This is a genomic window from Streptomyces sp. Ag109_O5-10 (genome assembly GCF_900105755.1).
Lineage (GTDB): Bacteria > Actinomycetota > Actinomycetes > Streptomycetales > Streptomycetaceae > Streptomyces.
The window spans coordinates 1,533,179-1,555,633 of record NZ_FNTQ01000001.1 but is presented as its reverse complement, the minus strand read 5'-3'; the positions used below and the strand labels follow the sequence as shown (position 1 = coordinate 1,555,633).

General features: G+C 73.3%; 11 protein-coding genes and 1 pseudogene. 9 read left to right on the top strand and 3 right to left on the bottom strand.

Annotation, left to right across the window (positions count from 1 at the left end; translation table 11 throughout):
* Positions 1-27: 27 nt before the first annotated feature.
* From BLW82_RS07125 to BLW82_RS07115, 3 genes are all read right to left on the bottom strand, one after another.
* Positions 28-672: a hypothetical protein gene (locus tag BLW82_RS07125; protein ID WP_256215685.1), complete on the bottom strand. Its 645-nt coding sequence runs from the start codon at positions 670-672 to the stop codon at positions 28-30.
* A gap of 173 nt (positions 673-845) precedes the next feature.
* Positions 846-1,412: a hypothetical protein gene (locus BLW82_RS07120; protein ID WP_093498012.1), complete on the bottom strand. Its 567-nt coding sequence runs from the start codon at positions 1,410-1,412 to the stop codon at positions 846-848.
* Between the two features lie 9 nt (positions 1,413-1,421).
* Positions 1,422-1,667: a hypothetical protein gene (locus BLW82_RS07115; RefSeq protein ID WP_093498011.1), complete on the bottom strand. Its 246-nt coding sequence runs from the start codon at positions 1,665-1,667 to the stop codon at positions 1,422-1,424.
* 315 nt (positions 1,668-1,982) lie between these two features.
* On the opposite strand from BLW82_RS07115, the pseudogene BLW82_RS43110 reads away from it, so the two are divergent.
* The 9 genes and pseudogenes from BLW82_RS43110 to BLW82_RS07075 all read left to right on the top strand — a co-directional run.
* Positions 1,983-2,081: pseudogene (locus tag BLW82_RS43110) on the top strand (IS5/IS1182 family transposase); the annotation flags it as partial.
* Positions 2,082-2,320: 239 nt separating this feature from the next.
* A complete protein-coding gene (locus tag BLW82_RS07110; protein WP_093498010.1) occupies positions 2,321-2,515 on the top strand; it encodes a hypothetical protein in 195 nt (64 codons plus the stop codon).
* 522 nt (positions 2,516-3,037) lie between these two features.
* On the top strand, positions 3,038-4,507 hold the full coding sequence (locus BLW82_RS07105; RefSeq protein ID WP_256215684.1) for a sensor histidine kinase: 1,470 nt from the start codon (positions 3,038-3,040) through the stop codon (positions 4,505-4,507).
* A 75-nt stretch (positions 4,508-4,582) separates the two neighbouring features.
* Positions 4,583-4,975 carry a roadblock/LC7 domain-containing protein gene (locus BLW82_RS07100; protein ID WP_093498009.1) on the top strand — a complete coding sequence of 131 codons (393 nt, stop codon included), beginning with the start codon at positions 4,583-4,585 and terminating at the stop codon, positions 4,973-4,975.
* A 3-nt stretch (positions 4,976-4,978) separates the two neighbouring features.
* Positions 4,979-5,365, top strand: coding sequence for a DUF742 domain-containing protein (locus BLW82_RS07095; protein WP_093498008.1), 387 nt, complete (start codon positions 4,979-4,981; stop codon positions 5,363-5,365).
* Positions 5,343-5,963: a GTP-binding protein gene (locus BLW82_RS07090; RefSeq protein ID WP_093498007.1), complete on the top strand. Its 621-nt coding sequence runs from the start codon at positions 5,343-5,345 to the stop codon at positions 5,961-5,963. The genes BLW82_RS07095 and BLW82_RS07090 overlap by 23 nt, the downstream gene beginning before the upstream one ends.
* The gene (locus tag BLW82_RS07085) at positions 5,929-6,540 is read left to right on the top strand and encodes a GAF domain-containing protein (protein ID WP_093498006.1); all 612 of its coding nucleotides are present in this window, start codon (positions 5,929-5,931) and stop codon (positions 6,538-6,540) included. The genes BLW82_RS07090 and BLW82_RS07085 overlap by 35 nt, the downstream gene beginning before the upstream one ends.
* A 336-nt stretch (positions 6,541-6,876) precedes the next feature.
* A complete protein-coding gene (locus BLW82_RS07080; protein ID WP_093498005.1) occupies positions 6,877-8,604 on the top strand; it encodes a fatty acyl-AMP ligase in 1,728 nt (575 codons plus the stop codon).
* A gap of 147 nt (positions 8,605-8,751) precedes the next feature.
* Complete coding sequence (locus tag BLW82_RS07075) at positions 8,752-22,440, top strand: type I polyketide synthase (protein ID WP_093498004.1); 13,689 nt, start codon at positions 8,752-8,754, stop codon at positions 22,438-22,440.
* Positions 22,441-22,455: the final 15 nt, after the last annotated feature.

Here is a 22,455-nt window from a genome sequence, read left to right as displayed (position 1 = left end):
CGTTCACCGCCCTCTCGACAGTCGTGGTCAGATGTCGGCTGCCGCCGCCCGGACATCCTGTCGAGCCTGCTCCATCAGCTCGCTCAAGTCGCCGACCTCAGGGCTGAGTTCCCGCGCGCGCGGCGCGATCTGCTGCAGCCATGCCGCGGTGGCCAGGGCCAGTTCGACGGCCTCCCGGGTCCGCTCCTCGCCCAGCAGTTTCTCGACCTTGAAAGCAATGCTCGCGAGCGTGTCGTCACCGGTGGCAGGGACCAAGTAGGGCTCCAGGCCCGGCGGATACGGTGTCCGCTCCCGGTACTCACGCATCGCGGTCACGACCGGGGGCACCGCGCTGTACCTGTCGAGGAGGCCTATGAAGACGTACAGGCGGGCCACCAGCCGTGGCAGGCCGGGGTGCCGGTCCAGCCAGGACATCAGCTCACGCTGATCACCGACGTGGGCCATGAGCTGCGACATCTCCTCCGCGACCCGGTTGGGCCAGGTCCAGTGGAAGGGCAGCAGCCGCGCCACCTGATGGGCGAGCGCCGCCTCGCCCTCCGCGTCCAGCGTGCCGGCGACGAATGCGGCGACCTGCTCGTGGTCCAGTCCGTAGTCGGGCGGCGCCGCCCGGTCCTGTGAGCTCTGTGACGAGTCGTGGCGCAGGCGCAACAGCTCTTTGCCGATCTTGCTCAACGTCCGGTTCCGCATTGTTCCTCCCAGCTCGCGATGTGTTCTCGGGCGGCGCGGCGCGGGAAGCCGTCGCCGACACTGGGCAGCGCGGCGTCCGGGACGCACACGGCGACTGAGCGCGATGTACCCGTCCCCGGGCGGTCCGGCCCGGGGACGGATCAGGATGGCGGCACTGGTCAGGAGGCCGGTGCGGTTCCGCCGCCGGCCTCGCTGATCTTGATGCGGACCACCACGTCTGCCGCCTCTTCCAGGCTGTGGTCGAGGTTGTTGAGGAACCGCTCGTCGTCGGTGCGGATGCCCCGGAGCATGTCGGTGTCGAGGCTGTCGCCGATCTCATCGGCGAAACGCTCTGCCGCGCGGGCGGCCGCCGCCGCCTTGGCCGCGACGGCGAACTCCTCCTCGATGTCCTTCAGGAGGCGTTGCGGAGTGTGACCATCGTGCCCGCTCCGCACGGCTGACGGCAGCTCCGACACCTGCCGCAACAGCACGCGGCCGGTGCTCACGGCCTGACCACCCAGGGTGATGAAGGCCTTGCCCAACGGTCCTCGGTTGCTCAGCTGCTCCAGTCGGCGATTGAGCTCGTGGATGTGGTCATCGACTTCCTGGATGTGGTCCTCCAGGGTCTGCCGGTGGTCCCTCGCGGGTTCGGCGGCCAGATCCGCCCGCAACTGGCCGACGACCGCCTCCTCGGCATCGCGGACGTCGCGCAGCAGCGGGATGACCGCCTCAACGGTGACTGCCATCAGAACTCCTCACATGGCGGTGGACAAAGGTGGCCGGAGGGCCGCCTGCCTGGGTGCCGCGGGGGCAGCGGGCCGGCGCCCGGCCTGGGGACCGGAGGTCAGTCCCCCTTCTTGATCTCCACGGACGCCTTTGCGCTCGCGATCCTTGATGTCTCCGGAGATCGCCGGTTCCCGGTCGTTGATCTCCATGTCGATGTCCTCGCTCCTGACGCCGGGAAGCCGGGCGGCGGCGAATGTGTTCGACGCGCTGTCCATGGGGCGTTCCGATGTCCGCATGGCGTGCGAGGCGGATCGCTTGGCCCTACTCGGTGTCTTGTGGCAAAGGGAGTCCCTGTTCTTGTGGAGGGAGCTGTACCCTCCCTGCTGCTTCGCCGCATCGGCGGAGGCGATGGCAGACTGGGAAAGCGACCTGGAGTTCCAGTATCCGAGCCATGAGGCGACGATGCACTTCCAGCACCCGCCGGCCAAGCGCGGCGGGCTTCGGGCGGGACGCGAGGTGTCCCGCCCGTCCGGCCTCTCCGTGCTGCGGGAAGCCGCCACGACACCTGTGCACCTCGCCGAACCGCCGGCACCCTCAAGTCCTGGCGGCTCCTACATACACCCGGCTGCTCGACCACCCGCATCACAAGTCTCGTTCAGGCTGTCCTCACCCTGCATCCGACCAGTTCAGAGGGAGGACGGATACGGCTCACTCTCACGACCCGGAAGGGCGGAAAGCCCTGCCCGTCAGGAGAGGTGAGGAATGTTGTCTAGACCTCTGTGGGATTGGGGTCGAACGCGCCACGTCTTCGCCGCAACAGTCGGTCGCGGTGGGGCACCGCGACCTGCTTCGCCGCCGCAACGCCGAGGCCTCCCGACCCGAACGTCCCAGGTGGCCGCGCGCCGTACGTTCCGTCAGTGGGTTCGGCGTGCTTGGCAGCACGGTCGCCGCATCCCCTGTGTGGAACATCCTCGAGGAGCACGGCATCGGCACCGCACCCGAGCGCACCTGCACAACCGGCGCTGCATTCCCACGCCGTCAAGCACAGGCCATCCGCGCCGTCGATTTCTTCGCGGCCAAGACCTTTGCCGGGGCGACCTCGTATGTCCTCGCGACGGTCTAGCACGCCACCCGGCGTGTGCGGATCACCGGTGCGAGCGCGCACCGGACCGCGGCATGGGTCAGCCGACTCGCGCGGAATACGCTCATGGACCCTCAGGACACGGACGCCGGCGTGGCACCCTCGATGAGCAGGGCAGGGACCTTGCCTGCCTGCTAGTTGCCGGTCGTGCGACGCAGGACGCCGGCGTCGTCGAACTCCGGCCTCGGCAGCCGTAGCGTCACGTCGGCGCGGTCGGCCAGAGCCACGTCGGCCTTCTTGAACATCTCGTCGAGCTGTGTCCCGGCTCACACGCCGGACGGGCAGATCGAAGCGAGGATAAGGACAACGGTTCGATCTCTGTGCCTGTCAGAGGCTGGACACCGGAGTCCAGGTGCGCGGTAACGTGCCCGCTCGGCCTGATCATCGTACTGTCCAGGGACTGTTATGCCCGATCCTTTCACGCCGCCGGACGACCGGCCGGCAGCGCCCGTGACCGCCCGTGTGACGGCCGAGTCGCGAGCCGGATCCTTGAGGCGGCGTCAGTTGCTGTGGTCCGTGCTGCCGCCGGGCGTGGTCGCCGTGGTCGGTGCGGTGGCCACCGCGCTGGTCAGTGATGGCCACCTGGACCGGGCGGACCAGGTGGCGATGTCCGGCGGTGTGGTCCTCATCGGCGCCGTGGCGGCAGGAATCGCGGGTGCGAGGGCTTCGGCGGAGGCGCGAGCGGTCACCAAGCGCTGGACGGAGCTGTCCCGTGCGGCCGACCGGGACCGTGCCGAGCTGGCCGAGCTGATCCGTGTCACAGCCGAGGGCAGAGCCGAACTGGAGTCACTGTTCCATCGGCTGAGGGCCGGGGAGCCCCCGGTGCGGCGTCGGCCGGAACTGCCCCCGCAGACCGGCCCGGACGAACTCTCCCGCCTCGGATTCGAGATCGCCGCGGCCCGGCACGAGGCGGAGGCAGCCCTGCTGGAGACCGCCGTTGGTGCGCTCGGCGCGGAACACACCGCCCGGCTCGAGCAGTTCGAGGTGTTCGCCAACCTGGCGCGTCGACTCGAGTCACTGGTGCACCGCGAGATCGGACTGCTGGACAGCCTGGAGAACGAGGTCGAGGACCCCGACCTGCTCAAGGGGCTGTTCCGGGTGGACCATCTGTCCACCCGGATCCGCCGCTACGCCGAGAACCTGGCCGTGCTCGGCGGCGCGAACACCCACCGCCAGTGGACCCGTCCCGTCGGCCTGACCGACGTGCTGCGTTCCGCCGTCGCCGAGATCGACCAGTACGCCCGGGTCAGGCTGGTCCCGCCCATCGAAGGAACGGTCAGCGGCCACGCCGTGGTCGACGTCGTCCATCTGCTGGCCGAGCTGCTGGAGAACGCGACGGTCTTCTCACCGCCCCAGACCACCGTGCACGTGCGGGTCGAACCCGTCGCTGCCGGGGTGGCGATCGAGGTCGAGGACCGAGGCCTGGGCGTGTCGGCAGCCGAGCGCAACCAAATGAACACGGTGTTGGGCGCACCCGACAAGGTCGCCCTCGGCGAGCTGCTGCAGGACGGCCGGATCGGCCTGTACGTGGTCTCGGTCCTGGCCCAGCGGCATGACATCGCCGTGCAGTTGCAGAGCAACGTCTACGGCGGCACGCAGGCCGTCATGGTGTTGCCCACGGCACTGCTCGGCCCGCAGCCGGCAGCTCCCGCGCCCGAGCACCCCGCTGTCGCGACCCCTGACGCGGTGCCGCACGACCCAGGGGAACCCGAGGCGACGGACCCCCCGGCGACAGTGCCGACCGTCGTCGCGGATCCGCGCGTGTCCGATTCCGAACCCCCGCCCGCCCCGGTGCCCTCCGACGGCGAGGACGACCGTCCGCGGCTGCCTCAGCGCCGCCGCCAGGACCACGCCGCCGAACAGCCGCACCCGGTCCCCGGCACCGGTGCCGCCGAGGACATCGCACACGACCCGGGCCTGATGGCCGCGTTCCAGACCGGACTGCGCAGAGCCGAGGAAGCGGAGACGCACTGACAGCCGAGCCGCCCTGAAGGCCTCCGGGCCCCGTCCAGCAAGCCGTTTCCTTCCGTCGAAGAGGAGTACACGATCGTGGCGAGCGAAGACCTTTCCTGGCTGTTGACGGGTCTGGTGAACCGGGTGCCACACACCCGAAGTGCCTTGTTGCTGTCCTCGGACGGACTGGTGAAGGCAGCGGAGGGGCTCGACGGCGACGCCGCGGACCAGTTGGCCGCCCTTGCCAGCGGGCTGTACTCGTTGGCGCGCAGCGCGGGCCGGCACTTCGACGACGGCGGTGACGTGCGACAGATCGTGACGGAACTCAGCTCCTCGCTGCTGTTCGTCTCGTCCGCCGGGCACGGCGCGGTGCTGGCGGTGCTGGCCGGACGCGAGGCGGACGCAGCGGTACTGGGCTACGAGATGGGGATGATGGTGAAGAGCGTGCGCCCGCACCTGGCCACACCGCCCCGGCACCCGGTGGGATAACCGATGACGCCGGTCCTCCCCGACGGACCGCTGATCGACGAAGCGGTCGGGCGGCTGGTCCGTCCCTACACCGTGAGCGACGGCCGGACCAGGGCCACGTCCCACTTCACGCTCGTGACCGTGGTGCGGGCCACCGGCGCCCAGACGCAGGGCGCCTTCGGCCTGGACCACGCGCAGGTGCTGGCGCTGTGCGAGCGGCCGGTGAGCGTAGCCGAGGTCGCGGCCCGGATGCAGGTGCCCGCCGCCGTGGTCAAGGTGCTGCTGTCCGATCTGGCCGAGGGCGGCGCGGTGGTCGCCGGTGATGCGCCCCCGCCTGCCCCGGGCCACTCCGCACGACCTGATCGAGACCTCCTGGAAGCGGTACGCGATGGCCTCCTCAAACGACTGTGATCCGCTGCCCGCCAATGTCCTGCCGGTGGGCATCAAGGTGCTCGTCGCCGGCGGGTTCGGCGTGGGAAAGACGACCTTCGTCAACGCGCTCAGCGAGATCGAGCCGCTGAGCACCGAGGAGCTGCTGACCGCGGTCAGCGCGGCCACGGACCGGCTGGACGGGGTGGAGAACAAGGCCACCACCACGGTGGCCCTGGACTTCGGCCGGATCACGCTCAGTCCGTCCCATGTCCTGTACTTGTTCGGCACGCCGGGACAGGAACGCTTCTGGTTCATGTGGGACGAGCTCTCCGAGGGAGCGCTCGGGGCGGTGGTCCTCGCCGACACCCGCAGGCTGGAGCACTCCTTCGCGGCGGTGGACTTCTTCGAGCGGCGCGGCATCCCCTTCGTCGTCGCCGTCAACGAGTTCGACGGCGCCCACCGCTACCGCGCGGAGGAGGTGCGGACCGCTCTCGACCTCAGGCAGGAGGTGCCGGTGGTGCTGTGCGACGCCCGCGTCCAGAGCGCGGGCATCCGCGTGCTGCTCGACCTGATTCAGTATCTGCTCACGACAAGGAGTTCCCATGGCAGCGACACCGACCAACTCCTCCGGGCCTGAGTCCGGGATCGCCCTGCGACACCTGCTCCTCCCCCCGGAGGACCCACAGGTGCGTACCCGAACCGAGCGGCTGCGCGAGCTGGGCATCGAAGCCCGCCCGGATACGGAACTCGACGCCTTCGCGCGGAAGCTGGCACACCGTATCGGTGGCTGCTACGCCGGGGTCAACTTCTTCCTCGACGCCGACCGCCAGTACTTCGCGGGGTTGTACAGCGTCGCACAGGACACCACGGTCCACGTGGGACCGCCGTTGCTGGAGGACCCGGTGCCCGGCCGCGTCATGCCCCGCGACATCGACATGGGTATCTGCCCGCACGTGGTCAAGCGCCGCCGGGCGCTGGTGCTGGAAGACATCCGGGACTTCCCGCGGTTCGCCGGTAACCCCGTGGTCGACGCGATCGGCGTCCACTCCTACCTGGGCGCACCGCTGATAGACAGCACCGGCGTGGTGCTCGGCACGATCTGCGTGGTCGACCAGGACCCGCACCCATGGGGGCGTACGGGGCTGGAAACCATCAAGGCCATGGCGGCGGAACTGGTCGAACGGCTCGAGGAGTCGGCGCGCCGTCGCGGCTGACCGGCGGCCAGTGAGCGGCTCCGACCGTCGGGAGGGCGCCGGGCGCGTGGACGGGCGAGCCGGCCCGGCGGAGCCGGCGGACAGCCAACTCCTTTTGGACACGCAGCGTTTACATGCGTTCGACCCGTCGACCGGCGGGACTTGTTATGGTGTTACTCATTGGTAGCAAGTTGAGTGGGGGGCGCGGGGAGACCTGCGGCCATTTCGCCGCCGGGCTGGTGGCGAGGCGGATGACCTGGCAAGGGGGCCCGGTCAACAGCTTCTGCGCGTGCGCATCACGCGCCCGTCGAGCTCCGGTTCCCTCACCCGCTGACCCGGACAGGTGGAACTCGACGCATGGCTCGTTCCCTGGTCGAATTACTGACCGTACACGCCCAGCAACAGCCCGACCGCACCGCCTACCGGTACCTCCTCACCGGCGACTGCGACGGGGACACCCAGGAGATCTCGTACGGACAGCTGGCCCGCCGCTCCCGGGCCGTCGCCGCCTGGCTCCAGGACCGTGGCCTGGCCGGCTCGCGTGCCCTCCTGCTCCATCCGCCCGGCCTGGAGTTCGTCTCCGCCTTTCTGGGCTGCCTCGCCGCCGGCGTGGTCGCCGTGCCGGGGGTGCCCCCGAAGGGACGGTCGCAGAACCACCGCGCTCTCATCCGGATGAAGCGTCTGATGGCCGACTCCGACGCCAAGGTGATCCTCGGAAGCCGTGAAGTCATCCGCGCCTCGCGCACCTGGACCGAGCACCTGCCCGACCTGGACGCGGTCACCTGCGTCGCCACCGAGGACATCCCCGACGACGCGGCCGGCTCCTGGCACGCCCCGGACCTCACCGCCGACTCGGTGGCCTTCCTGCAGTACACCTCCGGCTCCACCTCCGCTCCGCGCGGTGTGGCGGTCACCCACGGCAACCTGCTGGACAATGAGCGGATCATCACCGAGCGGATGGGGCACACCCCGGACGTTCTCGCGGAGCACGACGGCGAATTGATCCTCAGCTGGCTCCCCGTGTACCACGACATGGGTCTCATGGGCCCGGTGCTGAACACGCTGTACCTGGGCGCCACGGCCACGCTCTTCTCGCCGCTGCACTTCCTGCAGAGCCCCGATCGCTGGCTGACCGCGATCAGCCGCTACCGGCCGCACACCAGCGGCGGCCCGAACTTCGCCTACGAGCTGTGTCTGAAGCACGCCACCGCCGACCTGGTCGACAGCCTCGACCTGAGCGCGTGGAAGGTCGCCTTCAACGGCGCCGAACCGGTGCGCGCGGCCACGCTGCGACGATTCAGCCAGGCCTTCCGCGCGGCCGGCTTCCGCCATCAGGCGTTCTACCCCTGCTACGGCCTGGCCGAGGCCACCTTGATGGTCACCGGCGGTGCGGTGGACGCCCCGCCCACCCTGCTGGAGGCCGCCGAGACCGGCCCGCACGCCGGCGAGGCGGACGCGGCCGCCGTGGGCTGCGGCCGGCCCGGGGCCGGGATCACCGTGGTGATCGCCGACCCCGACCGGCAGGAGGAACTGCCCGAGGGCGAGGTCGGCGAGATCCGGGTCGCCGGCGCGAGTGTGGCCAAGGGTTACTGGCGCAACACCCTTGCCACCCGCGAGACCTTCCGCGCCACCCTGTCCGGCCGCGAGGGCCGCTTCCTGCGCACGGGCGACCTCGGCTTCCTGCGGGACGGCGAACTGTTCGTCACCGGCCGCCTGAAGGACCTCGTCGTCATCGACGGGCGTAACCACTACCCGCAGGACCTGGAGCTGTCCGCGGAGTTGTCCCACCCGGCACTGCGGCCCGGCTGCACCGCGGCGTTCTCCGTGGACGCCGGCGGCGTGGAGAGCGAACAGGTCGTCGTGGTGGCCGAGGTGGCGCCCGAGGCGGCCGGCGAGGCCGAGAAGATCACCGACCTGGTGCGCAGCGCGATCGGTCAGGCCCATGGCCTGTCGGTGAGGGACGTGGTGCTGGTCCGCCCCGGCACCATCCCGAAGACGTCCAGCGGGAAGATCCAGCGCCACGCCTCCCGGGCGGCCTACCTCGACGGCACCCTCGCCTCGGTGGACGTGCCCGTCACGGGATGACCCCACCAGCCGCCGGCGCGCCCGCCCGCGCCGGCCGCACGTCCGTCGACTTCGGCCGTACATCACCCGATCTCAGCCGTACGCCGCTGCCGCACGCGGTCGTGCGGAATCCGCCCGCGTCACCGCTGCCTGAGGACACCTGCCCAGATGCCTGCGAACGAGCCCCGGAAGCAGTCCACCATCATGCCGCTCACCACTGCCGAGGACGTACGGGCCTGGCTGGGGTCGGCCGTCGCCGAGGCCGCCGGGCTCGACCCGCGAGCCGTCGACCCGGACCGGCCGATCGCGGAATTCGGGCTGGGGTCACGCCGGTTGGTGACGCTGGCCGCGGAACTCTCCGCACGGACCGGCCGACCACTGGAGCCGTCGCTCGTCTTCGACCACCCCACGATCGCCGCGCTGGCCGAGGCGGTCCTCGGCGGGCCGCCCGCTCCGACGGCCGGCCCGGTCTCCGCCGGGGCTCCGCCGCGGGCGGCGGACGGCGACATCGCCATCGTCTCCATGGCCTGCCGCTTCCCCGGTGGCGCCGACGATCCCGAAGGGCTGTGGCGACTGCTCGCCGCCGCCGAGGACGCCATCTGTGAGGTACCGGCGAGCCGTTGGGACACCCAGAACCTCTACGACCCCGACCCCGAGGCCACCGGCAAGGCGTACACACTGCGCGGCGGCTTCCTCGACGGCATCGACCGCTTCGACGCCGCCTTCTTCGGGATCTCGCCACGAGAGGCCGACGCCATGGACCCGCAGCAGCGGCTGCTGCTGCAGACCAGCTGGGAGGCGATCGAGCGGGCCGGGATCGTCCCCGCGACGCTGCACGGCAGCCTCACGGGCGTCTACATCGGCCTGTACGACAGCGGATACCTCGCCGCCGCCTCGCTGGCCCAGCTCGACGGGCACGTCGGCACGGGCTCGGCACCCAGCGTGGCCTCCGGGCGCATCGCCTACACCCTCGGTCTGCAGGGGCCGGCGGTCACCGTCGACACCGCCTGCTCCTCCTCCCTCGTCGCCCTGCACCTGGCGGCCCGCGCGCTGGCGGCAGGTGAGTGCGACCTCGCCCTGGCGGGCGGCGCGAGCCTGCTGGTGACCCCGCGGGGACACGTGGAGTTCAGCAGGCTGCGCGGGCTGTCGCCGTCCGGGCGGTGCAGCCCCTTCTCGGCCGACGCGGACGGCGTGGTGTGGGCGGAGGGCTGCGGTGTGGTGCTGCTCAAGCGGCTGGCCGACGCTCGCCGCGACGGCGACCGGGTGCTCGCCGTGGTCAAGGGCTCGGCCGTCAACCAGGACGGCCGCAGCCAGGGGCTGAGCGCCCCCAACGGCCCGGCGCAGGAACGGGTGCTGCGCGCCGCCCTCGACGCCGCCGGACTCGCACCGGACGACGTGGACCACGTCGAGGCGCACGGCACCGGCACCCGGCTCGGCGACCCCATCGAGGGTCGCGCACTGGCCGCCGTGTTCGGACCGGGCCGCCCCGCCGACCGGCCTCTCGGCCTCGGCTCGCTGAAGTCCAACATCGGTCACACCCAGGCCGCCGCGGGCATCGGCGGCGTGATCAAGACGGTGCTCGCGCTCGGGCACGAGCTCATGCCACCGTCCCTGCACGCCGAGCCCCTCACGGAGCACGTCGACTGGGCCGGCAGCGGCCTGGCCGTGCACGGCAGCGCCCGGGCGTGGCCGCGCGACGCCGCCCGCGTGCGGCGGGCCGGGGTGAGCGCGTTCGGCATCAGCGGCACCAACGCGCACGTCGTGCTGGAGGAAGCACCACAGGACGTCGTCCCACCGGCCGGGGCGGAGGCGGAGTCGCGCGGCCCGACCCTCTTCCCGCTCTCCGCCCGCACGCTCCCCGCGCTCCAGAGCCAGGCCGGCCGACTTCACGCACGACTCGTCGCGCGGCCGGAGCTGCCGCTGGCCGCCGTGGCCGCGACGCTGGCCCACCACCGCACCCACTTCGAGCACCGTGCCGTCGTCCGGGCGGCCGGCCGGGACGAACTGCTCAGCGCGCTGCGGGCCCTCGCGGAGGGCCGGCCCGATCCCGACCTGACCGCCGGCCCCAGGCGGACGCTGCCCGCGGGCAAGGTGGCCTTCGTCTTCCCCGGTCAGGGCGCCCAGTGGGCCGGCATGGCCCGTGACCTGCTCGAACGCGATCCCGTGTTCGCCGACGAACTCGACCGCTGCGACGCCGCCCTGCGACCGTTCACCGTCTGGTCCGCGGCTGCGGCCCTGCGCGGTGAGGCGGGAGCCCCGTCCCTGGACCGTGTGGATGTCGTCCAGCCGGTGCTCTTCGCGGTGATGGTGTCCCTGGCCGCGGTGTGGCGGGCCCGCGGCGTCCGGCCGGACGCCGTGATCGGGCACAGCCAGGGCGAAGTGGCCGCGGCCTGCGTCGCCGGCGCGCTCAGCCTCAACGACGCGGCCGCGGTGGTCGCCCTGCGCAGCCGGGCCCTGACCGAGCTGTCCGGCACCGGCGCCATGGCCGTCGTCGGCCTGCCGCACACCGAGGTCGTCACCCGTCTCGAGGGTCTCGGTGGCCGGGTCTCGGTCGCCGCCGTGAACAGCGGCCGGGCGACCGTGATCGCCGGTGACGTGGAGCCGCTGGAGGGCCTGCTCGCCGACCTCGACCGGGAACAGGTCTTCGTCCGTCGCCTCGACGTCGACTACGCCTCCCACAGCGCCCGGGTCGAGCAGGTGCGCGCGACGATCCTCGACGAGCTCGACGGCGTGACCACGTACCCCACGTCGGTCGTCTGGTACTCCACCGTCACCGGTGAGCCGGTCACCGAGGAGCTGGAGGCCGACTACTGGTACACCAACCTGCGCGAGCCCGTCCGCTTCGCGCCTGCGGTGGAGCGCATGGCGGCGGACGGCTACCGCCACTTCGTCGAACTCAGCCCGCATCCGTCCCTGCTCACCGCGATGCACACGAGCGGCGAGGACCTGGGCCACGAACTGGTCGTCGTCGGCTCCCTCCGCCGCGACGAGGACGGACCCGCCTGTCTGGACCGCGCCGCCGCCGAACTGCACGTCCACGGAAAGCGCTTGGACTTGCGGCGCATGGTCGCCGACACCGCGTGGGCGGACCTGCCGACCTACGCCTGGGACACCCGGCGCCACTGGATCGCACCCGAGTCCGCTTCGGGTGGTCCGGGCCTGTTCGACCGTGCCGCGCACCCGTTGCTCGGCGTCCAGTTGCAGTCGGCCGACGAGACCCGCTGGACCTTCCGCAACGAGTGGTCCCCGGCCACCGCCGACTGGCTGTCCGACCACACCGTGTTCGGCCGGACCGTGATGTCCGGCACGACCCTGCTGGAGCTGTGCCGGGCCGCCCTCGCCGTGGCCCGCCCGGACGAGCCGGCCGACGTGACCGACCTGCTGTTGCTCGCACCCCTCGTGCTGCCCGCATCCGGCACGGTGGAGGTGTCCGTCGAGGTGGTCACCGCCGGCCCGGCACCCGAGCTCACCGTGCACAGCCGCCCGCGCGGCCAGGAGGCCACCTGGACCCAGCACGCCACCGCCTCGGCGGCCGGGACGACCCCGGTGGCGGGGCGGCCGCCGGTGTGGCCTCAGGCGGCGGAGCCCGCCTGGAGCCCGGACACGTACGAGCGGCTGACCGGGCTCGGCCTCGGTTACGGTCCGGCCTTCCAGGGCGTACGGGAGGCGGTGGTGACCGGCGCCGGCGAGCTGCTGGCCCGGCTGTCGCTGCCGTCCGTGGCCCACGACCTGGCCGACCCCTACCCGGTCCACCCCGCGCTGCTGGATGCGGCGCTGCACGTGGCCGCGGCTCTCGAAGGAGGCGCCGCCCCCGATGGCCGGGTGCTCCTTCCGGTCGCGGTGGGCCGCGCAGCGCTGTCGCACCGCGGCGCCGACGACCTCACCGTGCTCGTGCGGCGCACCGGCGTCACCGAAACGGATCTCACGCTGGACGTGACGCTGTGGGACGCCGACGGCTTCCCCGTGGGCCGGCTGGAGGGGGTACGGCTGCGGGCCGCGAGCCCGGCGGATCTCGTCGGCGGTTCGGGCAACGGGCGGCACCTGTACGAGGTGGCCTGGACGGCCGCGCCCGAACCGAGCGTCCGGCAACCGGCCGGTGACTGGACGGTCGTCGGCGATCCGTCCGACCCGGACGTCGTCGCGGCCCTGCGCGGCCTCCAGGCCGCGGGGATCCCATGTCGTGACACGGGTGGCGACGTGCTCGTACGGTTCTGGCCACCACCGGCCGAGGACGCCGAGACGGCCGCCGCCGCACGGCAGGTGACGGAAGCCGCGCTGGCCGAACTGCAGACACTCGCCGCACAGGAGAAGGCACCCACCCGGACCGTCTGGGTGACCCGCGGCGCGGTCGCGGCCGACGACCGGGACACCGTGCCGGGCCTCGCCCAGTCGGCGCTGTGGGGCCTGGCCCGCAGCGCCCGTGCCGAGCATCCGGACCTCGGGCTGACGCTGCTCGACCTCGAGGACACCGATCCCGCGGCTGCCCTGCTCGCCGCCGTCGCGCACCGGGACGAGCCCGAACTCGCCGGACGCGCGGGCAGCTTGCTCGTGCCCCGGCTCGTGCGCGCCCGCGCCGCCGACACGGACCGTGCACGGACACCCGTCGACGGCACCGTACTGATCACCGGAGGCCTCGGCGCAGTCGGACGCCACATCGCCCGGCTCCTCGCCGAACGGGGCGTGCCCCGCCTGCTGCTGACGTCCCGGCGCGGAGCCGACGACCCGCGCGCGGCGGAGGTCGTCGCGGAACTGGCGGCGCTCGGCGCCGCGGTCGAGGTGGCGGCCTGCGACGTCGCCGATGCCGCGGCCTTGGCCGACATCGTCAATCCGGTCGCCGGCGAACTCCGCGGCGTCGTGCACTGCGCCGGCGTCCTGGACGACGGAGTGGTCGCCGAGCTGACCCCCGAACGCCTCACGCGGGTGCTCAGCCCCAAGGTGGACGGCGCCACCCACCTGCACCGGCTCACCGCGGACGCGCAGCTCGACCTGTTCCTGCTGGTCTCCTCCGCCGCCGGTGTCGTCGGCAACGCGGGCCAGGCCAACTACGCCGCCGCCAACGCCTTCCTCGACCAACTCGCCCACCACCGGCGCGCCTCGGGGCTGCCCGCGGTGTCGATTTCCTTCGGCGCCTGGGCGGGCGAGGGTCTCGCCGCCGAACACGCCGACCTGGAGCGGATGGCCCGCCTCGGCCACCGCGCCCTGCCCCCGGAACAGGGCCGCGACCTCGTCGAACTCGCGCTGCGCCGGGACGCCCCGCACCTGGTCGCCTGGGCGCTCGACCTGCCCCGCCTGCGTGAGACCACGGCCGGTGCGGCCGCGCTGTGGCGCTCCCTGCTGCCCGCGCCCCGCACCGGGCAGGACGGCGCGGACGGCCTGGCGGACCGGCTTTCGCGGCTGCCGGAGGCCGAGCGCGCCGACCGCGTCCTGGCCCTGGTCCGCGAGGAGGCCTCCCGCGCCCTCGGTCTGCGCTCGGCGGAGTCCGTCCGCGCCGACCGGCCGCTGCGCGACCTCGGCATGGACTCGGTGACGGCGGTGGAGCTCCGTAACCGCATCGGCGCCCGCCTCGGCTCCCGGCTCCCGGCCACCCTGCTGTTCGACCACCCCACCCCCGCCCGCCTCGCCGAACACCTGCTGGCCACCGTGATCGCGACGAGCGGCCCCACGGCCCGCCGCCCCGCCGCCGCGCCGCACCCCCGCACCGCGGCGCACGACGAGCCGGTCGCCCTGGTGGCCATGGCCTGCCGCCTGCCGGGCGGCGCGGGTGACCCGGAGGAGCTGTGGCAGCTGGTCGCCGAGGGCCGTGACGCGGTCGGCCCGTTCCCGGCCGGGCGCTGGGACGTCGAGTCGCTGTACGACCCCGACCCGGAGGCGCCGGGCAAGTCGTACGCCCGGGAGGGCGGCTTCCTGGACGACATCGAGTCCTTCGACGCGGGCTTCTTCGGCATCACCCCGAAGGAGGCGGCCGCGATGGACCCGCAGCAGCGGCTGTTGCTGGAGACCGCGTGGGAGGCGCTGGAGCGCGCCGGGATCGTGCCCGCCGAACTGGCGGGCAGCACCGCCGGCGTGTACGTCGGCATGTTCGGCAGCGACTACCTTTCGGGCTCGCGGCTGGACCAGCTGGACGGGTACGTCGGCACCGGGTCGGCGCTCAGCGTGGCCTCGGGCCGGCTGGCGTACGCGCTCGGGCTGCACGGCCCGGCGCTGACGGTGGACACGGCGTGCTCGTCGTCGCTCGTCGCGGTGCACCTGGCGGCGCAGGCGCTGCGGTCGGGCGACTGCGACCTGGCGCTGGCCGGCGGTGTGACGCTCATGGTGACCCCGCAGACCTTCGTGGAGTTCAGCCGGCTGCGGGGCCTGTCCCCGACCGGCCGCTGCCGTTCCTTCTCCGACGACGCCGACGGCGCCGTCTGGGCGGAGGGCGCCGGCATGCTCGTACTGAAGCGGCTGAGCGACGCGCGGCGGGACGGCGACGAGGTGCTTGCGGTGCTGCGCGGCACGGCCGTCAACCAGGACGGTCGCAGCCAGGGCCTGTCCGCGCCCAACGGCCCGGCGCAGGAACAGGTGATCCGGCGGGCCCTTGAGCTGTCCGGCCTCGAACCCGCCGACATCGACTACGTGGAGGCGCACGGCACGGGCACCACGCTGGGCGACCCGATCGAGGCGAACGCCCTGGCGCAGGTCTTCGGTGCCTCCCGCCCCCGGCACCGCCCGCTGTACCTGGGCTCGCTCAAGTCCAACCTCGGGCACACGCAGGCCGCCTCGGGCATCGCAGGGCTGATCAAGGTGGTGCAGTCGCTGCGCTACGGGATACTGCCGGCCACCCTGCACGCCGGCACACCGAGCCGGCACGTCGAGTGGTCCGACAGCGGCCTGCGGCTGCTGCAGGAAGCCGTGCCGTGGCCGGCGGAGAAGGCGCGCGTCCGGCGGGCCGGCGTCAGCGCCTTCGGGATCAGCGGGACCAACAGCCATGTGATCGTGGAGGAGGCCCCGTCGTCCGCGCCGGAGCCCGGTCTCGCGGGTGAACCGCCGCCCGGCAAGCGGCTGTTCACCCTGTCCGGGCGGAGCGAGGCCGCGCTGCGCGGACAGGCCGCCCGGCTGGCCCGGCACCTGACCGGGGACACGCCGCTGCCGGACGTCGCCTACACCCTGGCCCGGCACCGCAGCCACTTCCCCTGGCGGGCGGCCGTCACGGCGGGCGACGTGGACGAACTGCGCGCCGCACTCGACGCGTTGAGCGGCGGACGGGCGCAACCGGTCACGCCGCGGGAGGAGGAGACGGGCAGGGTGGCCTTCGTCTTCGCCGGGCACGGCGGCCAATGGCCCGGCATGGGCATGGAGTTGCTGGCCGGGTCGGCGGCGTTCCGCGAGGAGCTGACCCGGATCGACGAGGCGGTGCGGCGGCACGTCGGCTGGTCGGTGCTCAACGCGCTGCGGGCACCGGAGGAGTTCTCCCCGCTGCATCGGACCGAGTGCCTGCAACCGGTGCTGTTCGCGGTCGACGCGGCGCTGGCCGTCGCGTGGCGGGCCCTCGGCGTGGTCCCGGACGCCGTGGTCGGGCACAGCCTGGGCGAGATCGCCGCCGCGTACAGCGCGGGCGCCCTCGGCCTGGACGACGCCGTGGCTGTGGTGACCGGTCGGGCCGAGGCCGTCGTCCCGCTGGTCGGGCAGGGTGGCATGGTCGCGGTGGAACTGCCGCGGGCGCGGGTCGAGGAACTGCTCGCCCCCTACGCGGGCCGGCTGTTCGTCGCCGCGGTCAACAGCGCGGGCTCCACGGCCGTCTCCGGCGCCGCCGACGCGCTGGCCGAGCTGCGCCGCGGGCTCGAGGAGCGTGGGATCGCCGTACGACGGCTGTCGACGCCGTTTGCCTCGCACACCCCGCTGATGGAGCCCCTGTGCGAGGAGCTGCTCGACCGCTTCTCCGGCATCCGGGGGGCGCGGGCGTCGACCCCGCTGTACTCGACGGTGCTGGCCGAACCCGTCTCCGGCGACCGGCTGGACGCCGGGTACTGGTACGCCAACCTCAGGCAGCCCGTCCGGTTCGCCGACACCGTCCGACGGATGCTGGACGACGGCTACCGCTACTTCGTCGAGCTCAGCCCGCACCCGTCGCTGCTGTCGTCCATCGAGGCGGTTGCGGCCGAAGCCGGCATCGACGTGGCCGGCGTCGGCTCGCTGCGCCGTCAGCAGGACGGACCCGGCATGCTGCTGCGCGGGGCCGGCGAGCTGTACGTCGCGGGCCACACGCCCGACTGGCCCGCGCTGTTCCCGCAAGGCCGTCGCGTCGGTCTGCCGACGTACGCCTTCGCCCGCGAACGCCACTGGCTCACGCCCGCCCCGGCCACGACCACGGGCTCCTCACCGCTCCTCGGCACCCACCTCGAGTCCAGTGACGAGCCCGACCGGCACCTGTTCCAGAGCGACATCGACCTGCGGGACAGCCGCTTCGCCTATCTGAGTGACCACCGGGTGGACGGCGAGGTCTGGCTGCCCGGCGCCGTCTTCCTCGACATGGTGCTGGAGGCGGCCTCCGCGGTGCAGGACGGGCGCCAAGTCCAGCTGAGCGAGATCGAGTTCGTGCAGCCGTTGCGGATGGATCCCGAACGGCCCGTACGGGTGCAGCTGGTGCTGCGGCCCGCCCGGGACGGCTTCCGGTCCTTCACCGTCGCCTCCGCGGGCGCCGGCGAGCGGAGCCCGCGGTGGGTGCGGCACGTCGGCGGACGCGTCGCGGTGACCGGCGAGCAGCCCCCGCCCGACGCACGGCTCGACGACTTGCGGCTCAGCACCGTGCGTGAGCAGTGCACGCAGGAGGCGGACCTGCCGGCGGTGTACGCCGGGCTGAGCGCCCTCGGCATCGACCACGGCCCCGCCTTCCGGGGCCTGGAGCAGGGCCGCCGCGGCCACTCGGCGGCCCTGGGCAGGCTGGCCGCCAGGCCCCCCGCGGGTCATCTGCTGCATCCCGCGGTCCTCGACTCCGCCTTCCACACGGCCGCCCTGCCTCAGGACGCGCCCGAGGGCCGGGCGTTCGTGCCCGCCGGGGCGGGGCGGCTGCGGTTCACCGGCCGGCGCACCACGCCTGCCTGGGCCGGCTGCGCACTGCGTTCCGTGTCCGGCGACACCGCCACCCTGGACATCAGGATCTGGGACGAGGACGAACAACTCGTCCTGGAGATCGAGGAGTTCCGGCTGGCCGCGCTCTCGCCGCCGGACGGCGCCCTCTTCGAGACCCGCTGGCACCCGCGCCCGGTGGCGCAGGAACCGCCGGTGAAGGGAAGCTGGCTGATCCTGGCCGACGACACCGGGGTGGCGGATGCGCTCGGCGAGCGGTTCGGCTCCTCGGTGCCGCACGTCGTCGCCCGCCGGGGCACCGCCTTCGCCATCGAGGGACCGGGACGCTACGTCCTCGATCCGGCCGACCCCGGCCACCTGGCCCGGCTGCTGGAGGAGGCCTTCGCGGGCGGACCGCCCGAGCAGGTGGTGCAGCTGACCGCCCTCGACGCCCCGGCGATCGCCGACGCCGGATCGGCCGAGCAGGCGGCGCGACTGTGCTGCCTGAGCACCCTGCACCTGGTGCGCGCCCTCGTCGGCCGTCCGCAGGGCCGGGCTCCGCGCCTGTTCGTGGTCGTACGCGGCAGTCAGGCAGCCGGCGACAGCACCGGGGTGACCAACCCGCAGCAGGCGCTCGCCTGGGGCTTCGGGCTCACGGTGGCGCAGGAGTACCCGGAGCTGTCGACCACGCTGATCGACCTGCCGCCCACCGACGGCGTCGACGCCCTGTGGACCCAGCTCAGGCACGCCGACGACGAACGGCTCGTCGCGCTGCGCGGCACCGGCCGCCTGGTACCGCGCCTGGCCCACACCCGCCCGGACGACGGCCACCAAGGCGAGACCTCAGTGGACGGTGTGCACCTGATCACCGGCGGTCTGGGCGGCCTCGGCCGCGTCGTCGCCGAGCGGCTGGTCCGCCGCGGCGCCCGCCGACTGGCTCTCCTGAGCCGGGGCACACCCGACGCGGAGGCCGGCAACTGGATCACGGGTCTGGAAGAGCGAGGCGTCACCGTGCACCTGGCCCGCGCCGACGTCGCCGACCGGGAGAGTCTCACGGCCGCCCTGGACGCCGTACGGCACGCCTGCGGCCCGGTCGCCACGGTCGTGCACACCGCTGGTGTGCTCGACGACGCCACGGTGGCGAACCTGACCGACGAACGCGTCCTGCGCGTCCTCGCCCCGAAGGTCCTGGGCACCGCTCTCCTCACCGAGCTGATCCCGGAGGCCCGGAACCTGGTCCTGTTCGCCTCCGCGGCAGGACTCCTCGGGTCGGCCGGGCAGAGCCCGTACTCGGCGGCGAACGCCTTCCTCGACGCCTGGGCACACCACCTTTCCCACGCGAACCGCCGGGCGCTGAGCCTGGACTGGGGTGCCTGGGCCGGTGTCGGCATGGTCGGCGAGTCCGGCGTCCGGGCCGCCGAGACCAGCCGCTCGGGCCTGGTCGCGTTCTCGCCGCAGGAGGGCGGCGAGCTGTTCGAGCGGGTCCTGGCCACCGCCCGCCGCCAGCTCGCGCCGATCGCCCTGGACCGGGAGGTGCTGACGCTCGTCCCCGACGCCGTGCGCACCCGCCCGATCCTGGGCGACCTGGTCACCGTCCCGGCGGGCACGGCCGCCTCGGACGACCTCGTCACGAAGGTGTTCGCGGCGACGACCGACCAGGACCGGGCCACCTGGCTGGAGGCGTACGTCCGGGCCCGGGTCGGCGAGGTCTCCGGAGGAGCGGTCGACGCGTCGGCGAGCACGGCCCTGAAGGAACTGGGCCTGGACTCCCTGATGCTGGTGCGGTTGCGCAACGCCTTCGTCCGCGAACTGGGCGTGGACCCGTCGGCCGCGGACGTGTTCGCGGCGTCCGACATCCGCGGCCTCGCCCGGGCTCTGGCCGAGGGCCTTCCGGAGCGGGGCGCCGTGGCGCGGCAGGACTCCGGCGACCCCGCCCGGGAGGTCCCGGAGACCGAACTGCGGCCCGCGACGCGCGACGTCGTACGACTGCTGCGCAGCGCCCGGCCGGGCATGCCGGACGCGGCGCACGGCATCGGCCTCGCCGTACGGCTGATCGCGCCGACCACACCGGAGACGCTCACCGGCATCCTCACGCGGCTCGTCGCGCGACACGCGGCCCTGCGCACCGCGATCATCACCGGGGAGGACGGCGTCCGGCAGCTGCGCGTGGACCGGGAGCCGGCGGAGCCGGTGCTGCGCTGCACGGCCGTCGAAGGCCCACTCGACGGCGCCGAGCGCCTGCGCGCCCTGATGGAGCCGCCGTTCGACCTGGCGACGACACCGCTGTGGCGGTTCGAGCTGGTGGACGGCGGCACACACGGCCAGATCCTGGTGTTCGGCGCGCACCACGCGGTCAGCGACCTGCAGTCGCTGCTGCTCGTGGCCGGGGAGATCGACGCGGAACTGTCCGGCACCCCCCTCGACGCCGCTGTCACCAACCGCGACATCGCCCTGCTCATCGAGGCCCAGCAGGGCGGCGAGGGGGCGGGCGCCGAGTGGCGCGAGCACTTCCACGGCAGCGAGCGGCTCGACCTGGAGCTGGACCGCTCGACCCCGGCGACCCGGTCCTACCGGGCCGGCAGCGTGACCGCGACGATTCCCGACGGGCTGATGGAACGGGTCGCGGCGGCCGCGAGCAGGCTGGCCGTCACTCCCGCCGCCTTCTGCCTCGGCACCCTGACGGTGCTGCTGGCCAGGAAGCGGGAACGGGAGCGGTTCGTGCTCGCCGTGCCCGTGGACACCCGCATCCACGCCGACGCGTACGACGCGGTGGGCTTCTTCGGCGTGCCGGTGCCGTTCCCGGCCGAGGCCCGCGCGGGCGAACAGGTGGCCGAGGTGCTGCGCCGCACCGACGCGCGCCTGCAGCGCCTCCTGGCCAAGGGCGCCATGTTCACCGACGTCCTGGCCACCCTGGCCCGGCAGGGCCTGCACCGGGAGAACGCGCCGCTCGTCGAGGTCTACTTCAACTACGTACAGTCCTCGCGCCACCTCACCCGGCTGGAGGTGCTGCCGGCCGGCACCGGCTACTCCGACCTCGACCTGATGATCACCATGACCCCGAACGCGGCACGCGTCCGGCTCGACCACAACGTGGACATCCTGGACGCCGCGGCCACCGCCGAGCTGGGGGAGGAGTTCCTGCGGTTGCTGGGGGAGGCCGCTGAGGACCCTGCGGCACCGGCGCGGGCCGGCACCTCGGCTCCCGCGGGTACGGCGCCCGCACCTCGCCGGTCCCTGGCCCTCGCCGCCACCTTCGCCCTCGGCAACCTCCCGCTGATGTGCGAGGCAGCTGTCGAGAACGGGGCCGGGGCCGGCGGACCGGCGATCACCGAGGCGCCGTACCACCACGTCCTCGCGAGTCTCCAGGACCCCTCGGGCGTCTTCGCCGACCCCGCGACCGCGGTGGGTGCGGTGCTGCTGCGGGCGGTGGACCTGGAGCGCTTCGGCCCGGTCGACGACGCGCTGCTCGCCGAGCTGCGCACCGCCTACCCGACCGCGCTGAAGGCCCTGTCGGCACGCACCCGCAAGCCGCTGATCGTCGGCTTCCTGCCCGCCGCCCGTCAGGAGGACCGACTGACGCGGTGGGAGCGCGAGGTCGCCGCCGACCTGGCCGGGCTGCCCGGCATCGCGGTGCTCGGCCCCGACGACTGGACCCGGCACCACCCGGGCGGGGAGCGCTTCGACGAGCGGACCGAGCGGCTGGCCCACCTGCCCTTCACACCGCCCTTCCAGGCGGCCGTGGCGCTACGGCTCGGCGAGGTCGTACGGGCGGTGCTGCGCCCCGCGCCCAAGGTGATCGCGGTGGACGGCGACGAGACCCTGTGGGGCGGGGTCGCCGGCGAGATCGGCCCCGAGGCCGTCGACCTGTCCGGCCCGCGTGCCCTGCTCGCGCGCAGGCTGCTGCAGTGGCGCGAGACGGGCGCGCTGCTGGCGCTCGTCAGCAACAACGACGAGGTCACGGTCCGCGCCGTCCTGGAGCGCCCGGACAGCCTGCTGAGGGCGGAGCACTTCAGCGTGCTGTCGGCCGCCTGGGAGCCGAAGCCGGGCCGCCTGGCCGAGGCCGCACGCACGCTCGGCCTCGGCCTGGACAGCTTCCTGTTCCTGGACGACAACCCCGCCGAGATCGCCAAGGCGCGCTCCGCGCTGCCGCAGATGCTGTCGGTGACCTGCCCGGCCGCGGACGAACTGGAGGAGTTCCTGGGCCGGTTGTGGCCGCTGGTCCCGGCGGCGGCGACCGCCGAGGACGCGCTGCGGGCCGGGTTCTACGCGCAGGAGCGGGAGCGGGAGACCGTCCGCGAAGCGGCCGGCTTCGAGGAGTTCCTCGCGCAGCTGGAGCTGGAGGTCGACGTCCGGGCGCTGTCCGAGGCCGACGTACGGCGGGCCGAGCAACTCGTCCGCCGCACCAACCAGTTCGCGCTCCACTCCCGGTCGGCCGACGGCGGCGACGTCGCCCGGTGGCGGGAGCGGGGCGAGGTGTGGACGGCGGCGGCCCGGGACCGGTTCGGTGACTACGGGCAGATCGCCCTCCTCGCCCTGTGCGCGGACCGCGGCCAACTCGAGGTCATGGGCTGGCTGATGAGCTGCCGGGCGCTCGGCCGAGGGGTCGAGGAACGCCTGTTGCAGTGGCTGGCCGACCGTGCCGAGGAACTGGGCTGCACGAAAGTCCGGCTGACGGCGGAGCGCACGGAGCGCAACGTACCGGCACGGCGACTGGTGGCCGCGCTCGGCGGCGGTGACCAGGACGACGAGCGCCTGGAGGCCGTGGTCGCACCGGACCACCTGAGGGCGTTCCGGTCCTGGGAGCAGCCGTGAGGACGTGCCCCAGCA